14 protein-coding genes and 1 pseudogene are annotated in these 16,945 nt (G+C 56.9%); 8 read left to right on the top strand and 7 right to left on the bottom strand.

Going from position 1 to position 16,945, the window contains the following annotated elements; genetic code table 11:
- Positions 1 to 3: 3 nt before the first annotated feature.
- Positions 4 to 468: a thioredoxin TrxC gene (gene trxC, locus ACTG34_RS03370; protein WP_439103608.1), complete on the top strand. Its 465-nt coding sequence runs from the start codon at positions 4 to 6 to the stop codon at positions 466 to 468.
- A 26-nt stretch (positions 469 to 494) separates the two neighbouring features.
- Here trxC and ACTG34_RS03375 read toward each other — a convergent pair whose 3' ends face one another.
- Positions 495 to 3,770, bottom strand: coding sequence for a translocation/assembly module TamB domain-containing protein (locus tag ACTG34_RS03375; RefSeq protein WP_439103609.1), 3,276 nt, complete (start codon positions 3,768 to 3,770; stop codon positions 495 to 497).
- A complete protein-coding gene (locus ACTG34_RS03380) occupies positions 3,767 to 5,545 on the bottom strand; it encodes an autotransporter assembly complex protein TamA (RefSeq protein WP_439103610.1) in 1,779 nt (592 codons plus the stop codon). Before ACTG34_RS03380 ends, ACTG34_RS03375 begins: the two co-directional genes overlap by 4 nt.
- Positions 5,546 to 5,708: 163 nt before the next feature.
- Between ACTG34_RS03380 and ACTG34_RS03385 the strand changes: the two genes are divergently transcribed.
- Entirely contained in the window at positions 5,709 to 6,218 is a 510-nt protein-coding gene (locus ACTG34_RS03385) for a PhnA domain-containing protein (protein ID WP_439103611.1), read from the top strand.
- A 122-nt stretch (positions 6,219 to 6,340) separates the two neighbouring features.
- On the opposite strand, the gene ACTG34_RS03390 is transcribed toward ACTG34_RS03385, so the two are convergent.
- Positions 6,341 to 6,547, bottom strand: a complete 207-nt coding sequence (locus ACTG34_RS03390) for a cold-shock protein (RefSeq protein ID WP_062220053.1) — start codon at positions 6,545 to 6,547, stop codon at positions 6,341 to 6,343.
- Between the two features lie 295 nt (positions 6,548 to 6,842).
- Here ACTG34_RS03390 and ACTG34_RS03395 point away from each other — a divergent pair, with 295 nt between their 5' ends.
- Positions 6,843 to 7,259 (top strand): BrnA antitoxin family protein, encoded by a 417-nt coding sequence (locus ACTG34_RS03395; protein WP_062220051.1) that lies wholly within the window; start codon positions 6,843 to 6,845, stop codon positions 7,257 to 7,259.
- Positions 7,260 to 7,498: 239 nt separating this feature from the next.
- Here the strand turns inward: ACTG34_RS03395 and ACTG34_RS03400 are convergent, their stop codons facing one another.
- The 3 genes from ACTG34_RS03400 to ACTG34_RS03410 form a co-directional block, all read right to left on the bottom strand.
- On the bottom strand, positions 7,499 to 8,536 hold the full coding sequence (locus ACTG34_RS03400) for a hypothetical protein (RefSeq protein WP_439103612.1): 1,038 nt from the start codon (positions 8,534 to 8,536) through the stop codon (positions 7,499 to 7,501).
- Positions 8,537 to 8,657: 121 nt separating this feature from the next.
- A complete protein-coding gene (gene ettA, locus ACTG34_RS03405; protein WP_439103613.1) occupies positions 8,658 to 10,313 on the bottom strand; it encodes an energy-dependent translational throttle protein EttA in 1,656 nt (551 codons plus the stop codon).
- 80 nt (positions 10,314 to 10,393) lie between these two features.
- A complete protein-coding gene (locus ACTG34_RS03410; RefSeq protein WP_439103614.1) occupies positions 10,394 to 11,338 on the bottom strand; it encodes a DUF7450 family protein in 945 nt (314 codons plus the stop codon).
- A 100-nt stretch (positions 11,339 to 11,438) separates the two neighbouring features.
- Here ACTG34_RS03410 and ACTG34_RS03415 point away from each other — a divergent pair, with 100 nt between their 5' ends.
- A complete protein-coding gene (locus ACTG34_RS03415) occupies positions 11,439 to 12,047 on the top strand; it encodes a nicotinate-nucleotide adenylyltransferase (protein ID WP_439103615.1) in 609 nt (202 codons plus the stop codon).
- Between the two features lie 50 nt (positions 12,048 to 12,097).
- Positions 12,098 to 13,627, top strand: a complete 1,530-nt coding sequence (gene dacB / locus ACTG34_RS03420) for a D-alanyl-D-alanine carboxypeptidase/D-alanyl-D-alanine endopeptidase (RefSeq protein WP_439103616.1) — start codon at positions 12,098 to 12,100, stop codon at positions 13,625 to 13,627.
- A 13-nt stretch (positions 13,628 to 13,640) separates the two neighbouring features.
- Here the strand turns inward: dacB and ACTG34_RS03425 are convergent, their stop codons facing one another.
- Positions 13,641 to 14,072 (bottom strand): tellurite resistance TerB family protein, encoded by a 432-nt coding sequence (locus ACTG34_RS03425; protein ID WP_062220037.1) that lies wholly within the window; start codon positions 14,070 to 14,072, stop codon positions 13,641 to 13,643.
- 115 nt (positions 14,073 to 14,187) lie between these two features.
- Here ACTG34_RS03425 and ACTG34_RS03430 point away from each other — a divergent pair, with 115 nt between their 5' ends.
- From ACTG34_RS03430 to ACTG34_RS03440, 3 genes and pseudogenes are all read left to right on the top strand, one after another.
- Complete coding sequence (locus tag ACTG34_RS03430) at positions 14,188 to 15,831, top strand: lysine--tRNA ligase (protein ID WP_439103617.1); 1,644 nt, start codon at positions 14,188 to 14,190, stop codon at positions 15,829 to 15,831.
- A gap of 88 nt (positions 15,832 to 15,919) precedes the next feature.
- Positions 15,920 to 16,318, top strand: coding sequence for a DUF4864 domain-containing protein (locus ACTG34_RS03435; RefSeq protein ID WP_439103618.1), 399 nt, complete (start codon positions 15,920 to 15,922; stop codon positions 16,316 to 16,318).
- 157 nt (positions 16,319 to 16,475) lie between these two features.
- Positions 16,476 to 16,945 (top strand): annotated as a pseudogene (locus tag ACTG34_RS03440) (right-handed parallel beta-helix repeat-containing protein); the annotation flags it as partial.

Here is a 16,945-nt window from a genome sequence, read left to right on the forward strand (position 1 = left end):
GCTATGACTGCTGCCCTTGAAAAAGATGCTGTGAAGCTTGCGTGTACTACATGTGGACAGATGAACCGTGTGCCTTTGGGCAAGCTCGGTTCTGGCCCAAAATGCGGCACCTGCGGTGAGCCGCTTGTGTCAGGTAAGGTTGCGGAATTGGATCCCAAGGCGCTTGCGGCAATTTCCAAGAAAGACGAGCTGGCGGTGATTGTCGATTTCTGGGCACCGTGGTGCGGTCCGTGTCGTCAAATGGCCCCCGAGTTTTCAAAGGCCGAACAGGCACTCAAAGGTCGCGCACGTTTTGCGAAAATCAACACCGAAGAGTATCCAAGCGTATCCGCCAAAAACGGTATTCGTGGCATCCCTGCGTTGATTTTGTATCAAGGCGGCAAAGAGATTGCGCGGCTTGCGGGTGCGCGCCCCGCCAAAGATATCATTGCGTTTGTCGAGCAAAGCGCAAAATTACCGCGCCCTTAGTTAGGGCGCGTGTAATCGTCCAACCCTTAGTAGTCTTTCTCAAAGAACACACCGAGACTCGTGTTGCCATCGGTCGACAGTGATCCTTTGACGGTGACGTTTTTCGAGGCGTCTAGGTTCAGGTTGATTTCGGATTTTCCGGAACTGTCGATGGTCACATCGGTGTAAATTTTTTCGCTCAGGTATTTGCCGACTTTGAGCGCCGCATCGCCATTTTCAGAGGTCGTCAGGTCGATATCATCAAGGCCAAAACTCTTACGAATTGAGCCAGACAAATCTCCCCCGCCCCCCGTTAAGGTGGCGACGGCTGCGGCCATTTGCGCGGCTTGAAGGGCAGAAATTTCAGTCAGGGCGCGGCCAAACAAAAGCTGTGACAAAATCTCTTCGTCCGGTAACTCGGGCGAGGATGTGAGGGTCAGCTCAGGCGCGGAAATACGGCCTTGGGTGATGATTTGTATGGTGAGATCATCCGTTGAGGTCGCGCCGACCAAGCGGAATGTTGGATCTATATCCCCACTGACCGCCAACTCCCCTTCATCAAGATCAATGCGTTTTCCCAAGATGGAGAGGCGTCCGCGCACCAATGTGAACTGGCCTACGGGAATGATATCTGCGGTTGTGCCGCGCAACGACAATTGACCGCCCAATTCGGCATCAAGGCCGCGCCCGCGAATATAGACCTGATTTGGGGCGCGCACGGTTAGGTTTAGGCCCACGGTTGAAGTCCCTTCACCTTTTTTACCCGTGCTGACCACGCCCGCACGGACGCGTGTTGCCTGTACTGACGTAGACGCCTTGATGTGCACAATTTCGGGAATCTCTCCGCCTGCGCCCAACGCAGAGGGGGCGACTTGTATCTCTGTTTCGCCCAATGTGAGTGTCCCCGCGAGAGTCGGCGTAGCGACGAGCGGACCGCGCAAGGTCAATGTCCCGTTCAGGGAAGTTGAGTAGAGGTTGGGATCCTCGAGGGCGAAATTCGTGAATGTCGTGGATAGGTTTGCGCGCAGGCCCCTTGTTAGTCCAACGGTTCCTGTGGCGGTGAGTGTTCCGCCCTGCTCGGGAGAGAGAGAAATATTTAGGGCGGCTTGGCTGCGCGCCAAATCAATGCGTGAGGGCGAGAGGGTTAAGATCAATCCTGCGTCTGGCAACACAATCCGCGTGCCGTCCGTAATATTGATTTGTCCAGAGAGGGCATTCAGGGTCAATGGTCCCGAGAGCGCCAGATCAAAGGCGGCAGTGCCCTGTACCAACGCGGCGGTGGTGAATGTGTTGGCAAGTCCAAGCGGCGCGCGCCCAGCAATGGACAGGTTGGCTGTTTTGAAATCTTGGACAATGCTGCCTGCAACACGCGCAGTCGCGCCTCCAGGTCCGACCAGATCAGCGCGGGTGGTCCACGGCGTTGTCGCACCACTGTGTTTCATCGTCGCATCTATCGTTAACGGCCCGGACAGTCCGGTGTTCAGGCGCGCCACATCATCCAAAGATATGCGCGCGGTGATGTCGCCCGCTTGCGTGGCAACTGTGCCCGAGGCGCGCGCACTTAACGCGGGCGTGTCGAGTTCGGCACCCTCTAGCGTGAGGCCTGTTTCGTCGCGTTTGGCCGTCAATTCAAACCGGCTGGTGCCGCCCAAAAGAGCATCAGCTTGGGGCACGCCAACGGCGAGATCATATCCTGTCCCTTCGACAAAGACGTCAAACGCCCCTGCCAGAGGTACAATACGACCCGATGCGGAGACTTCGGTGGCGCCGCTCAACGCAAGGCCCGACAGTGCCGCGAACCGTGCCAGTCGTGGGGTGTCTAGGACAAGGCCGCCGTTGTATTCAAACCCGCTTTCAAATCGACCCACACTGCCCGAGGCGTAAAATTCGGTCGCGCCCGTTGTGATGTCGAGGCGATCAATAATGAGCGGGTCGCCCTCTTGCCACGCAAGAGTGGCAGCCCCGCTTAGGCTATCGCCAATAGCCTCTTGGAGCGCGCTGTTGTCCGTCTGAAATCCTGTGACGGCCACCGCAACGTTTGCGGCAATGGCGCGTAAAAAGGTCGATACATCGGCTTGTGGTGTGCGCTCGATCGTACCACTTCCATCAACCTCGACGCGAGATATTTTGAGTTGATCGCGTGCAAACCCGTCAAGAGTGGCACGTGCTGACCATGCATCCCCTGCGCGGGCATCATAGCTTGCGACGATCTGTGCCTTGTCCACAAAGGTGCGTGTGCCCGTGAGGGGTAAAAGCGTCGCGCGTCCCGTAGGGGTGGCCAAGGTGCCAGACAGCGCAAATGCGGAGGGTAGCCCATCAGAGGCCACGTTGAGTGCGCCAGTCAGGGAGAGTGCTTGTGTCGACAATCCAAACTGTTCGAGATCAAATTGCCCGTCCGGATATGAAATCCCACGCGCCTCCAGGCGGCTTGATGACCCAAAAAACTCGGAATAGTCGGACGCGAAAAGGGGTGTGAGATCGCCCGATAAATCGGCCACAAACCGGCGTGCTGACGGTGCCCCCTCGTCTTGGGATGGTTCGGCTTTGAGGGCGATGGACCCGTTGAGGCGCTCTTGGCCCTGTGTGGCCAGTGTGATGTCCGTGACAAATGCGTCGAGGGGGCCGGAGCCTGCGGCGGTCAATGCGAGGTCGGGTGAGCCGGCTAAATTGGACAGGGTGGCGATGAGGCCGCCGTTGCCTTCGGTGAGCGCCAGATCGAGATCGAGCTGTTCGGTCGCGTTTGTATAGGACACATCGACATTGAATGCGCCCGCCGGTCCGTTCAGGCGCGCGATGTCCAAGGTGGCCATCCCTGAGCCATCGGCCAATTGCATCGTCCCCGAGATGGATAGATCAACCTGCGTGCCAATGCGCAACACAGGTGCGCCCAATGACACGCGTTCGGCCTCTATTGCATCAATCGAGATTGAGACGGGCAACTCGGGCAACGAAAAGGGCGTAGCCTCGGGAGAGGGTGCTTTTGGATCTGTGCTTGGCAAGCGGGCAATGATGATTTCGCCGGCGGAAATCTGGTTGATATCGACGCGCCCGCGCAGCAACGCCGCACGGTCCCAATCCAGCACGGCATCGCGCAGCGTGAACCAAATCCCATCGTCGTCTGCGATCGTCAATTCATCAAGTTTTGCTTGCGATGACAATGCACCACGAAACCCCTCAATGCGAATGTCGCGACCCGCACCGGATAGGTTGTCTTCCAAAAAACCTTGGATCAGTGAACGGTCCCGCGTTACGGCATCGTCGTCTTGGGCCATGGCCGCAAGCGGAAGGGCGGCGCAGGCGCATATGAGGATGAAACGGGTCAAAACGCTTGGCCGATCCCAACGTAAAGTTGAATGCCTTCGCCCGTATCGCCAGAAACAGGGGCGGCGACATCGACGCGAATTGGACCAAATCCGGTGTTATATCGAAACCCCAATCCGGCCCCTGCGTGCCAGTCAGCGTTTGATGCAGGTAGAGCATCCGCGCCAATTGCGCCAAGGTCGTAAAACCCGACCAAGCCTATTTTGTTTGTGATCTTCGCACGCAGCTCGCCAGAGAGGCCGATGAAACTTGTCCCGCCTGTGGTGTCTGTACCGACAGGTACGCCAAGTGCGTGATAGGGTTGCCCGCGAACGGTGCCGCCGCCGCCCGAAAAGAACAATAAGTCTGGCGGGGTTTGCGCCAACTGCGCCCCGATGACCGACCCGATTTGAGCACGTGCTGCTAAGGTGACGCCGTCCGTCTCGCCAAAGGTGAAATAGGTGCGCCCATCCACGACGATATGGGTGCCTGACGCTGAACCGTTGACACCAAAGAACGGCATGATTTCGGCATTTAAATACGTGCCGCCCTTGGGGTCGAGACGATTGTCGCGTGTGTCGCGCGCGCCATTGAGTGGCACAATGATGTGATTGAATTTGCGCGATCCCAAAGCATCCGTCACGTCGGAATACCGATATCCGAGCGAGGCTGACACCTCCGAGCTTCGCGACGCTTCGACGTCGACACCAAACGTAAATTCGCCTGTGTCCGAGCGATAATCAGGCTCGTCCAAACGTGCGACAGAGGCATTCAAGAGTGCGGTGTATTTCGGGTTAAACGTTGCGGGACGACGGTAGGATGCGCCCAAACTGTAATCAATGCCCGTGCTTCCCCCCAAGCCCGCGATCTCGGCGTCGATGCGTAGGCGGTCCGCGTCATGGGTGAGGTTACGATCGATCCAGTAGCTCGACAGTGTTGCGCCCTCAAGGGATGAAATCTCCGCTCCGTAGCCGATGCGGTTATCCTTTTCGTCAACAACTGTGGCTGTGATGTCGAGGCTGTTATCGGCGTTTAGCTCATCAGCCTCTCGCAATGTGACAGAGCGAAAGGTGCCTGTGCGTTGGAGGCGGCGGGCGGCCAGATCGACATACTCAGGTGTGAATGCCGCGCCCTCGGGAAGGCCTGCGATTTTGCGGATACGCCGTGCAGGAACCGCGCTGTCGCCCTCAACCGCAAGTGTGCCGAATGTGACGGCGGGACCGGGGTCAACGCTCAGTGCGACATCCAGTTCGCTCTTCGGATGGTTTGCGACAATCGACTGACTTTTAAGGGCGGCCTTGGCATGGGACGCCTCACGCCATGCGTCTATGGCCGCGTCCTTTGCCGTGCCGACCAAAGGGGCGAGGGCGGGTGAGCCGCGCGAAAACGCGGGGGGCAGCAGCGTGCCTGCAGCAAGCGGAGAGACCTGCGTATCTCCGAATGAAAAACGCGGACCAGACGTGACAGAAACCACAACAGTTTCGACCTTTGGCGGTAGTGAAATCAATGAAAGTGACGCCCCTTCGCGCCCGTCGACCTGTATCGAAATGGTGGGGCCGTAATACCCCGCGCGGTACAATGCGCCGAGGATATTGCGATAGTCCGCTTGGACAGCCGCAATGATTTCATCCGTGGCGGTGACAGACTCTGCGCTTGCGGTTGCGATGGCTGACGCGCTGCGCACAGCGACGGCGAGCGTGTCCTCGGCATCGACATCAATGCGCAACTCAAACGCATTGGTCGCATGTGCGTACGTGAGGCAAACACAAGATAACAAAATGGATTTTACGATATTCAAGGTTTTCCCACTCCTACGTCCAAGAGGGGACGCGCGGCAATTATGATGAGTTTTGATATGGGATTCCAGTGGGGCGGAACACGATTTGATTTGAAATGGCGGTTTGTCGCTTGCTCGACTATGTCACAGGTCTTACGGTCCGCGCAAACAGTGGGAGAGCATGATGTCCGAATGTGAAATATGTGGTGCGACCGGTGATATGTCCAGTGTCGCTGTGGTCCCCAAAACCGATACCGTTGAGCTGTGTGAGACCTGTGCTGGCGGCCTAAAAGGCGAAGCAGTGCCTGATGGCCATTGGCAGGTTTTGGCCACGTCCATGTGGTCCGAAAGGGATGCGGTTAAGGTGGTGTCGTGGCGGTTGTTGACGCGGCACAGCGATGAGGGTTGGGCGTCTGATGCGCTTGATATGTTGTACCTTGAGCCAGAGGTCGACGAGTGGGCCAAGGCGGCGGGGCCAGAGATCATTCACCGCGACAGCAACGGCGCGGTGTTATCGTCGGGCGATACGGTTGTGTTGGTCAAAGACCTGCCCGTCAAGGGCGGCGGGTTTACGGCGAAACGTGGCACGGCCGTTCGCGGCATCTCGTTGGTGTCTGACAATGCGGGCCACATCGAGGGGCGCGTTGAGGGCCAACGGATCGTGATCCTCACCGAATTCGTCAAAAAGAAATAGCAACGACCGGCGTGCCGCATCCCCAACACTGTCCCGTCAGCACATAGAAAAACGCCCGCGAGACCAAATCCCGCGGGCGTTTCTAATTCTTTGAAAACGTTGAGCTTTGACGCTCTAAACGCTTATGCGAGTGAGAGGTTCACTGCGGATTCGCGACCGTCACGGCCAGCTTCGATGTCGAAAGTAACTTTCGCGCCATCAGCAAGACCTGTGAGGCCAGAGCGCTCAACAGCAGAGATGTGAACGAACACGTCTTTGTTGCCGCCTTCTGGCTCGATGAAGCCGAAACCTTTAGTAGAGTTGAACCATTTCACGGTGCCATTAGCCATCGTGTGTCTCCTAGATTGTGTGCCGCTCACGGTATTGCAGCGGCTTGGCTTAGTCAGTGGTCGATCGATGACTGTAGCCTTTGAAGGAGAACAGAAGGGTCGATAGAGATAACGTAGCACCGTCCATATGACAGGATTCTCGACGTTTGCATAGTGAAATCGCGCGGCATCTGTGTTGGGGCGATTTTTTGCTCAAATGCGGGTCGGCGTCCCGTCGGCGTCTCGTCGGCCTTTCGTCGGACCCTGCGCACGCCCCGGTTAGCACGTTTTAACACCGCTGCGCCATGATGGGTGCATGGCTCGATTTGGATACACCCCCCCGCTTAGTCGTTTCGACCCGAAACTGACAAAAACCAAACGCATCGCTCTTGAGCGATTGCAAAAACACGCCGCACGTCTGGGCGAGATGGACCCGCTGGATTGGGACGTGGCCCAGATCGTGCCACAGGCATGGAGCACCCTTGAACAAGATATCGACCTTGTGGAGGCCAAGGTGAAAATAACACTGCGCCTTGATGAGAGCATCGCAAAATTTTTCCGCGCACAAGGAGAGGGCTACCAAGCGCGCATCAACCATATTTTGGGCACCTACGCGCAAATGCAAATCTTTGGGGTCAACCTCACCGCCCGCAAATACGCGGCATATAATGCGGCCTTGGCGCGCGGCGGAACGGACGATGACGCGATGGAGGCGTGGCGATTGGCGAAGTGATTGGGGGGCGGATGTGTGGTGAGACGGGAGGGCGCGATTGCGGATGTTCGGCTTTCTTTCAAAGATGCTTGCATCTTTGACGCCGTTGCTTGGCGGAGCCAAGCGTAGGGCTGGCAGCATGTTGCGAAGCAACGTGCGAGAAGTCGAGCGACCCTCCCCGTCATGCCAAAGGCATGCCGCCTAGACTCTGCGCACCTTAGGTGCGACGGGAGGGCGCGTTTCACGCACCCACCCTCGGGTCAGTCGCGGGGGGGGAATTGATGGAACTCTTTTGCTGCAACTCTAACGATGTCAGCTTGGCTGGAAATGCTTGCTTTGTTTCGGTTGGGCACTCCCGGAGTTCCGTTTCGAAATCGCGTGAGGAAATCTGCCTTCAGCTCAGGGAGCATGTTATCGATCCAAGACATTTTGAAGAAAGCATTTTCCGAGTATTCGATGGCGAACTGGAAAAACAATCCCCCTACCCGCCTCATATCGAGGCTGTGCTGTGAATGGAAAAACTGAGCTACATTGTGGTGTTTGGTTGTGTCCAGTAGTTGAAAGCTAGCAATTGGTCGACCTTTTACCCGTCCGACATAGACGGTTCCGCTGCCCCATGGTTGGTCTGGGGGTGGTAACAGAAAGTTGCCCACGAAATCATACTCCGGCGCGAAACCACTTGCGAACGAGAACGGCAGGTCGCGGTCCATCTCAAAATAGCTTGCATAAAATGGCACGCTGCGATCGCCGGAAAAGTAAGCTTCGTAGGCGTTTTTTTGGCGATTTAGATCAGCAATGGCCAGTCGCGTGCCTGATATAAATCCGTTGCGTTGCCGTTGTGCGCCTAGTTCTTCGATCAGCTTTCGCACCCTAGGCTCGTTAAAAATTTGAATTGTCCGCTCTTTTTTGAATAGTTCCATGCATATTGTGCGGTAGCCTAAGAGGCGCATGTCAAACGAACCAATATCGCCTGTTTCACGTTCAAGTTCTTGAAATATCCCGTTGTCATGCTCCGCACAAAAACCGCTAAAAACAGACGCCAAATTATGTCCAACTTTGTGGAAATCTGTCCGAGATCCATTGTTTTTAGAGATTGAACCCGCTTGGACTTGGTAAACGTGTCCGTTTTCGGCAATGGCTTTGAGGCCCGCACCCTTTTGTATGGTATGCGATCCAATTGCCGTTTTTGAACATCGTATACGGGCCTCGTCCGTGGCAAGGCATGGATGCTTTCTTTTACTTTTGAAAGCTTTTTTAATCGCATTCGAGAGTTCGATATTTTTGGTTTCGAGGCTCATCGACTAAACTTCCTATACTGCCCCGCCCATGCTCCACGGGGTGCGAACGCGGGTTTGCTTTGCAAGCCCCGCTGCCTCGCACTGCTTGAACCCAAATGGAAATACAAAAAGTTCAGTCGCCTTAGCGACTAAATTTTTTGTATTTCAGACGTTTGGGTTCAAGTGCATCTGGTCCCAGACGCCGCTTCTTGTCTTCTTCGTAGTCTTCAAAGTTGCCTTCGAACCATTCCACGTGTGCATCGCCCTCAAACGCGAGGATGTGGGTGCAGATGCGGTCGAGGAAGAAGCGGTCGTGGGAGATGACCACGGCGCAACCGGCGAAGTCCGTTAGTGCGTCTTCCAAGGCGCGCAGGGTTTCGACGTCGAGGTCGTTGGTCGGCTCATCGAGCAAGAGGACGTTACCGCCAGAGCGCAGCAAGCGGGCCATGTGGACGCGGTTGCGTTCGCCGCCTGACAGGATGCCGACTTTCTTTTGTTGATCGCCACCTTTGAAGTTGAAGGTGGAGCAATAGGCGCGGCCGTTGACCTCGGCATCGCCCAGTTTGATGATGTCTTGGCCGTCCGAAATGGCCTCGAACACATTGGCGTTGGGGTCGAGGTCGTCGCGGGACTGATCGACGTAGGACAGTTTGACGGTATCGCCGTACTCAATGGTGCCCGCGTCAGGGGCTTCCTCGCCCGTGAACATCTTGAACAGGGTCGATTTACCCGCGCCGTTGGGACCGATCACGCCGACGATGCCGCCCGGAGGCAGGGAAAACTCGAGGTCTTCGATCAGGAGCTTGTCGCCCATGGCTTTTTTCAAGCCTTTGACTTCGATCACTTTATTGCCGAGGCGCGGACCGTTGGGGATGACGATCTGGGCTCGGCCGACTTTTTCGCGTTCGGACTGTCCGGCCAGTTCGTTATAGGCGTTGATGCGGGCCTTTTGTTTGGCTTGGCGGGCTTTGGCGCCCTGACGGATCCATTCGAGTTCGCGCTCGAGGGTCTTTTGCTTGGACTTGTCCTCGCGGGATTCTTGCGACAGGCGTTTGGCTTTTTGCTCTAGCCAAGCGGTGTAGTTGCCCTCGTAGGGGATGCCCGCGCCGCGGTCGAGTTCGAGAATCCAACCGGTGATGTCGTCGAGGAAGTAACGGTCGTGGGTGACGATCAGGATGGTGCCTTTGTACTCGATCAGGTGCTGTTGAAGCCATGCGATGGTTTCGGCGTCGAGGTGGTTGGTCGGCTCATCGAGGAGCAACATGTCGGGGGCTTCGAGCAGCAGTTTGCACAGGGCCACGCGGCGTTTCTCACCACCCGAAAGGGACGTGACATCGGCGTCATCGGCGGGACAGCGCAGCGCCTCCATCGACACGTCGATCTGGCTGTCGAGATCCCATAGGTTCTCGGCGTCGATCTGATCTTGGAGGGCGGCCATCTCGTCGGCGGTCTCGTCGGAGTAGTTCATCGCCAATTCGTTGTAGCGGTCAAGGATGGCTTTCTTTTCGGCCACGCCAAGCATGACGTTGCCGCGCACATCGAGGGAGGGGTCAAGTTCGGGTTCTTGCGGCAGGTAGCCGACCTTTGCGCCCTCGGCGGCCCATGCCTCGCCTTGGAAATCCTTGTCCTGACCGGCCATGATCCGCATCAGCGTGGATTTACCCGTGCCGTTGACGCCGACCACACCGATTTTCACACCGGGGAGGAAGTTGAGGCGGATGTTTTCAAACACCTTCTTGCCGCCCGGATAGGCTTTGGTGACGCCGTCCATGAAGTAGACGAATTTATTGGCTGCCATGAGAATGCGCTCCGTTGGAGGAAATGTGGGTTTGGGGGGTGGTTTAACCTGTGGGGCGCGTCAGGGAAAGGGTGGGCGCGCTACATTTCCTCTTTGGATGAGGGAACGCAAAACATCTCGCGGTCTTGATCGAAGGCGTAGATGCTCGTTCCTATTTGGTTTTCGATCTCGACGGCAGGTGGATAGACGGGAGATTGTTTGATGATCTCGTAGCAAACAAGGTGCCGTTCTTTGTTTTCAATGCCAAATTCGGCGCCGTTGTGGCGTTTCCTAGAGGGGTTGCAGTGGAGCACAGGGTCGCCCAGTACAATGGTGCCTTCGCCGAATTGATCCTCAATTTTCAATTCAACCTTTTCACTTGGCTCTTGGAGTTTAATCGGCTTGTAGCAAGAAAAGTGATCTTCGTCGAACGGGGTCGGGGGGGTGTCGGTGACGAGCGCGGCACACGGAATGACAAAGCTGAGAATCTCATCGTTGCCAAACAGTGGGAATGGGCGATCCCAAATCCACGTCAAGTTGGACGGAGGGTTTGAAAATGAGAGCGGCACCCACGGAGATGTAGGGTTTGGCGGCACGAGCATAGGCAGGACGGAGGTTGCGGGGTTTGTTGATGCTGCGATCCATGTTTCAAAGTCACTGGTCGTCAATGTTGCAAAGCCGCTTGCCGATTGCCCTGTCTCATGGAGGGTTATGATCGAGCTTCCCGTTGCAACGGTGCCTGCGTTTCCTGTTAGGTATCCGATCAGGCCGCCCGCGCGATTGACCATGGATTGCGGGTTGTCCCATGCCAAAATCTGTACCGAGCATGTTCCCAGACGCGCCGTATCAATGTCGAAACTGATGTCTTCGACCGATGTCCAGCCCCCTAGTGTTTGCACAACCGTGCTGGTGTTGCCGCTGCCGTAGCTTAGGTTAATCATGAAGTGATTGTCGGCGGTCAATTCGCCCGTCACCGTTTCACCGTGGGCACTCAATGGCCCTAAAACGAGCGCGAGGGCGATACCTACAAATTTACTAAAATACATTTCAAATCCTCATTAACCACCTGAGAACCCTAAGAGCGCGCCGGTTGTAGATCAACCTCCCCGTTGACTCCCCTGTGATCCAGCGCCAAACCCTCAGTCTATGAACCGCTACCAAATCCCACAGGCCCGCCGTGGTCAGGTTATCGGCCTTCTTGGCGGATCGTTTGATCCGGCCCATGAGGGGCATGTCCATATTACGCGCGCAGCACTCAAGCGGTTTGGATTGGATGCGGTGTGGTGGCTGGTGACGCCTGCGAACCCGTTGAAGGACCGTGGACCTGCGCCGATGGACAGACGTTTGACGCGGGCGCGGATGGTGATGGATCATCCCCGTGTCACGGTGACGGACATCGAAACACATACGGGCACGCGGTACACGGCGGCCACGCTTGATGCGTTACGCGCGCTATATCCTGATGTGACGTTCGTGTGGCTGATGGGTGCAGATAATCTTGCGCAATTTCACCACTGGCAGGATTGGCGCGGCATTATGGCGACAACACCCGTCGGTGTGATTGCGCGTCCCGGTGCACGGGGGGCTGCGCGCAATTCGGTGGCGGCGCAGACCTATGCACATGCCAAATTACCAGCGCGGGCCTCGCGGCTTTTGGGGCGTCACGGTGCGCCATCGTGGTGCTTTATCAATGTCGCGATGAGTGATGCCTCCTCAACACGTATTCGCGATGCGGGCGAGTGGCCGCGCGCGTGACACACTAAAGGGTCTTGTCCTTTGTGTGGGCGCTCGGTTAACTCGCGCTCATGTACGAGTTGCGATCAAAATCGGTAAGCCGCCGTGCGGCCCTAGGCCTGCTTTTGGGCGGCGTTGCAGGCGCAGCGCTGGGACAAGACAGCGCGGCTGTGTCGTTCTCCTCGCCATTTCCCCGTCCGCGTCCTGCGGGCTTTCACAAACGGGCGATCGCCAGTTCCGAGGCGTTGATTGCGGCGTCAGGTCTTTCCGGGCAAGTCTCGTTCGCTTTGGCGGATGCCGCTACGGGTGAGATGTTGGAGGCGCGCCACCCCGTTTTGCGTCTGCCACCTGCGTCCGTTGCCAAGGCCGTGACATCGATTTATGCGCTCGAAACGCTTGGCGCGGGGTTCACGTTTGAAACGCGGGTCTATGCGACAGGGCCGGTGGACGCGGGCAAAATTCAGGGCGATCTCATTCTGGTGGGCGGCGGCGATCCGACATTGGACACGGATATGCTCGCGGGTTTGGCCGCGAACGTGAGAGCGGCGGGGATCACGGGTGTTACGGGGCGGTTCCTGATCTGGGATGGCGCATTGCCACGGATTGAGCAGATCGACGACCAACAAACAGAGTATGCGGGCTATAACCCAACCATCACGGGCCTAAACGTGAACTACAACCGCGTGCATTTTGAATGGAAACGCTCGGGGGCGGATTACACGGTTAAAATGGATGCCCGCGCCGAGCGCTATGCGCCTGATGTGCGCATTGCATCCATGCGGATTGCGCCGCGTGACTTGCCTGTGTTCGATTGGGACGCGGGGCAGGGACGCGATGAATGGAGCGTGGCGCGGTCGGCGCTTGGCAACGGTGGGGCGCGGTGGTTGCCGGTCCGCTTGCCTGCGCTCTATGCGGGCGAAGTGTTTCAGGCGGTGGCGCGTCAAAACGGGATTGCGTTGCCCAAGGCCGAACGGGCAGGGGGCAAGCCCACAGGAAATCAAATTGCCACACATAAAAGCCCACCTTTGGCGCAGATGGTCAAAGAGATGTTATTGTACTCGACCAACCTGACGGCAGAGGTTTTAGGGTTATCGGCGACATTGGCACGGGTGGGGGCGCGGGGGGCGGAGGCCGTTACGCTCAAATCCTCGGCTGCGGCGATGAATGAATGGGCCGAGGCGCGGCTTGGCATGCGGCATTTGTCATTGGTCGATCACTCGGGGTTGGGCGGGGCGAGTCATGTGTCGACCTCCGATATGGTGCGGTTGTTTGCGGCGCGTGGCATAGAGCCATTGATCGGTCCGCTGTTGAAATCTATCGCGATGCCCGATGCCACGGGCAAAAAGGTTGATCCGGATCATCCCGTGCGTGTGTTTGCCAAGACAGGGACGCTTGATTTCGTGTCGACCTTGGCGGGATATGTGACGGGACCGGATGGGCGGCGTATGGCGTTTGCGATTTTTGCGGCGGATTTACCCGCACGTGCGCGCGCCAAGGCGGCGGGTGACGAAGTGCCGCGCGGGGCCAAGACGTTCAATTCATCGGCCAAAAAGCTACAAAAGCAACTCTTGGCCCGATGGGGCATGTTCTACGCGAGTTGAGCGGCGGCCCGCGTTATTCGTTTGGCAAGGTCGCATAGCGGGCGCGTGCGCCACGTTCGATCGCGGCCGCGTGCAACCGGTCAATCGCCAATTCATAGCGAATTTCGGCCAGCATTTGCAATTCTGCCTCATAGGTATGACCGTCTGCGGCGGCGACATCACAGGCCAGAGCATAGGCGGTTTCAAAGAGCGGCTCGGGTAGGTTTTCACGGATCAGACCGAAGAGCGCGTCTAAACCGTCCTCTTCGCCGAACAGGTCAAAGACTACGGACGACACGGTTTTGATGCGGTCGGGATCGAAGTTGGCAAACACGGGCATGTGGTTGACGATGGTTTCAATTGTCACAAGTTCCGAGGTGCGCATGTTCTCGTCAGATAAGGACACGGCGATCATGGTGGCCACCAAACAGTCTTGGGGCGTGAGGGAATGCGGGAGATCAGCCATAATTTTGGTCCTTTGTAGGTCGATTGCCGTTAGACATTATTGACGAGTGCGGGTTGGAGCAATAGGAACCGACCCTTGCGGGGGTGTCTCGCGAAAGAAACAAGGATTGCTTGATATGTCTGACCTGCGTGACGCTGGTATGAACTCGAAAGCGTGGCCCTTTGAAGAGGCCCGCAAAGTTCTCACACGGTATGAGCAATCCAAGGATAAAAAGGGCTATGTGCTCTTTGAGACGGGGTATGGCCCATCGGGTTTGCCGCACTTGGGGACATTTGGCGAAGTGTTGCGCACGACGATGATCCGCCGCGCGTTCGAAGTTCTGTCGGATGTGCCAACGCGTCTTATCTGTTTCTCCGATGACATGGACGGGATGCGCAAAGTGCCATCGAACGTCCCGAACCAAGAGATGTTGGCCGAGCACGCGCAAAAGCCGCTGACATCTGTGCCCGATCCGTTTGGGACGCATGCGAGTTTTGGCGATCATAACAACGATATGCTCAAACGGTTCCTCGACACGTTCGGGTTCGACTACGAGTTTTATTCCGCGACTGAGTATTACAAATCGGGCAAGTTCGATGAGGTGCTCAAACGCGCGGTCGACAAATACGATGACGTGATGAAGGTGATGTTGAAGTCCTTGCGCGACGAGCGCGCGGCGACCTATTCGATTTTCCTGCCGATCCATCCCGAGACGGGCCGCGTGTTGTATGTGCCGATGAAGTCGGTGAACCGCGACGATTACACCATCACGTTTGACGACGAAGATGGCCGCGAATGGACCCTGCCCGTGACGGGCGGCAATGTGAAATTGCAGTGGAAGCCTGATTTTGGCGCGCGCTGGGCGGCACTTGGTGTTGATTTCGAGATGTTTGGTAAAGATCACTCGACCAACGCGCCGATCTATGGCCGCATCTGCGATATCTTGGGCGGTCAGCGTCCCGAGAATTACACCTATGAGCTGTTCCTCGACAGCGCGGGTGAGAAGATTTCAAAGACCAAGGGCAATGGATTGTCGATCGACGAGTGGCTGTCTTATGCCTCGACCGAGAGCCTGAGCTATTTCATGTTCCAAAAGCCAAAGACCGCGAAACGGATGCATTTCGATGTGATCCCGCGCGCGATGGACGAGTATCATCAGCAATTGCGGGCCTATCCGACACAAGACGTGGCGCAGCAAGTGGCCAATCCCGTCTACCACATCCACGGCGCGGATGTGCCGGTGTCCGATATGGTCGTGCCGTTCTCGATGTTGCTCAATCTGGCGTCTGTTGCAGGGGCGGCGGAGAAAGATCAGCTTTGGGGTTACATTCGACGTTACGCGCCTGATGCCTCGCCCGAGGCCAACCCGCAACTGGATGCGGCGGCGGGCTATGCGGTGCGCTATTACAATGATTTTGTGAAACCCGAAAAGACGTTTCGTGCGCCCACGGATGCGGAGCGCGCCGCGATGGTTGATCTGGCTGCGGCCCTTAAATCCCCTGAGGCGGCTTCGGCGGAGATTGCCAAAAAGAACGCTGCGGTTGGCTCACAGGACGCTTTGCCCGAGGTGAATTTTGCCGATGGTGATTTCTTGCAAACGATTGTGTTTGCGGTGGGAACGAACCACGAATTTTCCAATTTACGCGAGTGGTTCAAAGCGCTCTATGAGGTGCTTTTGGGGCAATCCCAAGGCCCACGGTTCGGCTCGTTCATGGCGCTTTACGGCGTTGAGGACAGTATTGCGCTGATCGAAAAAGGTCTGGCGGGCGAGTTATCCTAACCCCTGTGGGCACGTCGAATACCGTGTAAGTTTGATCCAACCCTTCGTAGCGCTACGTAACTCATGTAGCACACGGAGGGTTTTTCATATGGTCAACCGAAATCTCTTTGCAGCCATTGTCATGGCCGTTGTTCCGTTTTCGGCGCTTGCCGATGCGGTCACGGATGTGATCGAGCGACAACTCGACGCCTTTATCGCGCGCGATATTGGCACGGCGTGGGAACAGGCCAGTCCGATGATTCAACGGCAAATGCGTGATCCGCGCAATTTTGCGGCGATGGTCGAGATGGGATATGCGCCGATCTGGAACAACTCGGATGCACGGTTTTCAGGCCGGACAACGCGCGATGGTCAGGTACAGCAAGTGGTCGTGATCACCGACGACACCGGAGCCACGCAGGCGTTCGAATACGATATGATCGAGACTGAGGCGGGTTGGAAAATCAACGGGGTGCGCCCCGTGGAGATGCCTGACGCCGCAGTCTAAGTGTTGCGCCAAACGCCTTTGCGCCGCACGCCTGTATAAGGGTGGAGTAAACTCGATCCGTTATCTGTTTTTCATCTTAGGACATGTGCTCTGAAGGTCATGGCATTGCTGTGGGCGTCAGACGTCATGGTGCCTTTTGGATGCGAAAGGGGTTCGGATGAACAAGGCCATTACAGACGGATTGGCGCTAATGCCGCCAGCATTTGCAAACGGATTGGACGTTTGGTCCACCGAGGACGGGACGCCAGGGTCCATCACATATGATAGCGTTGGCAATGCCGCGTTTGTCCCTGCGGACGGTGATTTTGGCGGCGCGATTGAAATCACCAAGCAAACGACAGTGACCAAGCTGCGCTACACGGGCGAGACGCCGTTGTTGCCGGGGATGTATCTACGGATCACCGCGCGGATCAAGGCAATTTCGGGCAATTTGCCCAACGTGCGCATTGCGGGATGGGCGGGCAATGCCGCCAGCAATCACGTTTCGGGCGTGATAGAAACCGGCCCCGAGGTGGCTCTTACGGCGTATGGTGAGGTTGTCGAAGTCTCTGCCATTGTGGGCTCTGGTGCGCGCGGTGGCGTCGATATGGTTTGGGGTTTGGATGCCGCATACGGCCATTTTGGCCT

This window comes from Celeribacter marinus, from assembly GCF_965656515.1.
GTDB classification, from domain to species: domain Bacteria; phylum Pseudomonadota; class Alphaproteobacteria; order Rhodobacterales; family Rhodobacteraceae; genus Celeribacter; species Celeribacter marinus_D.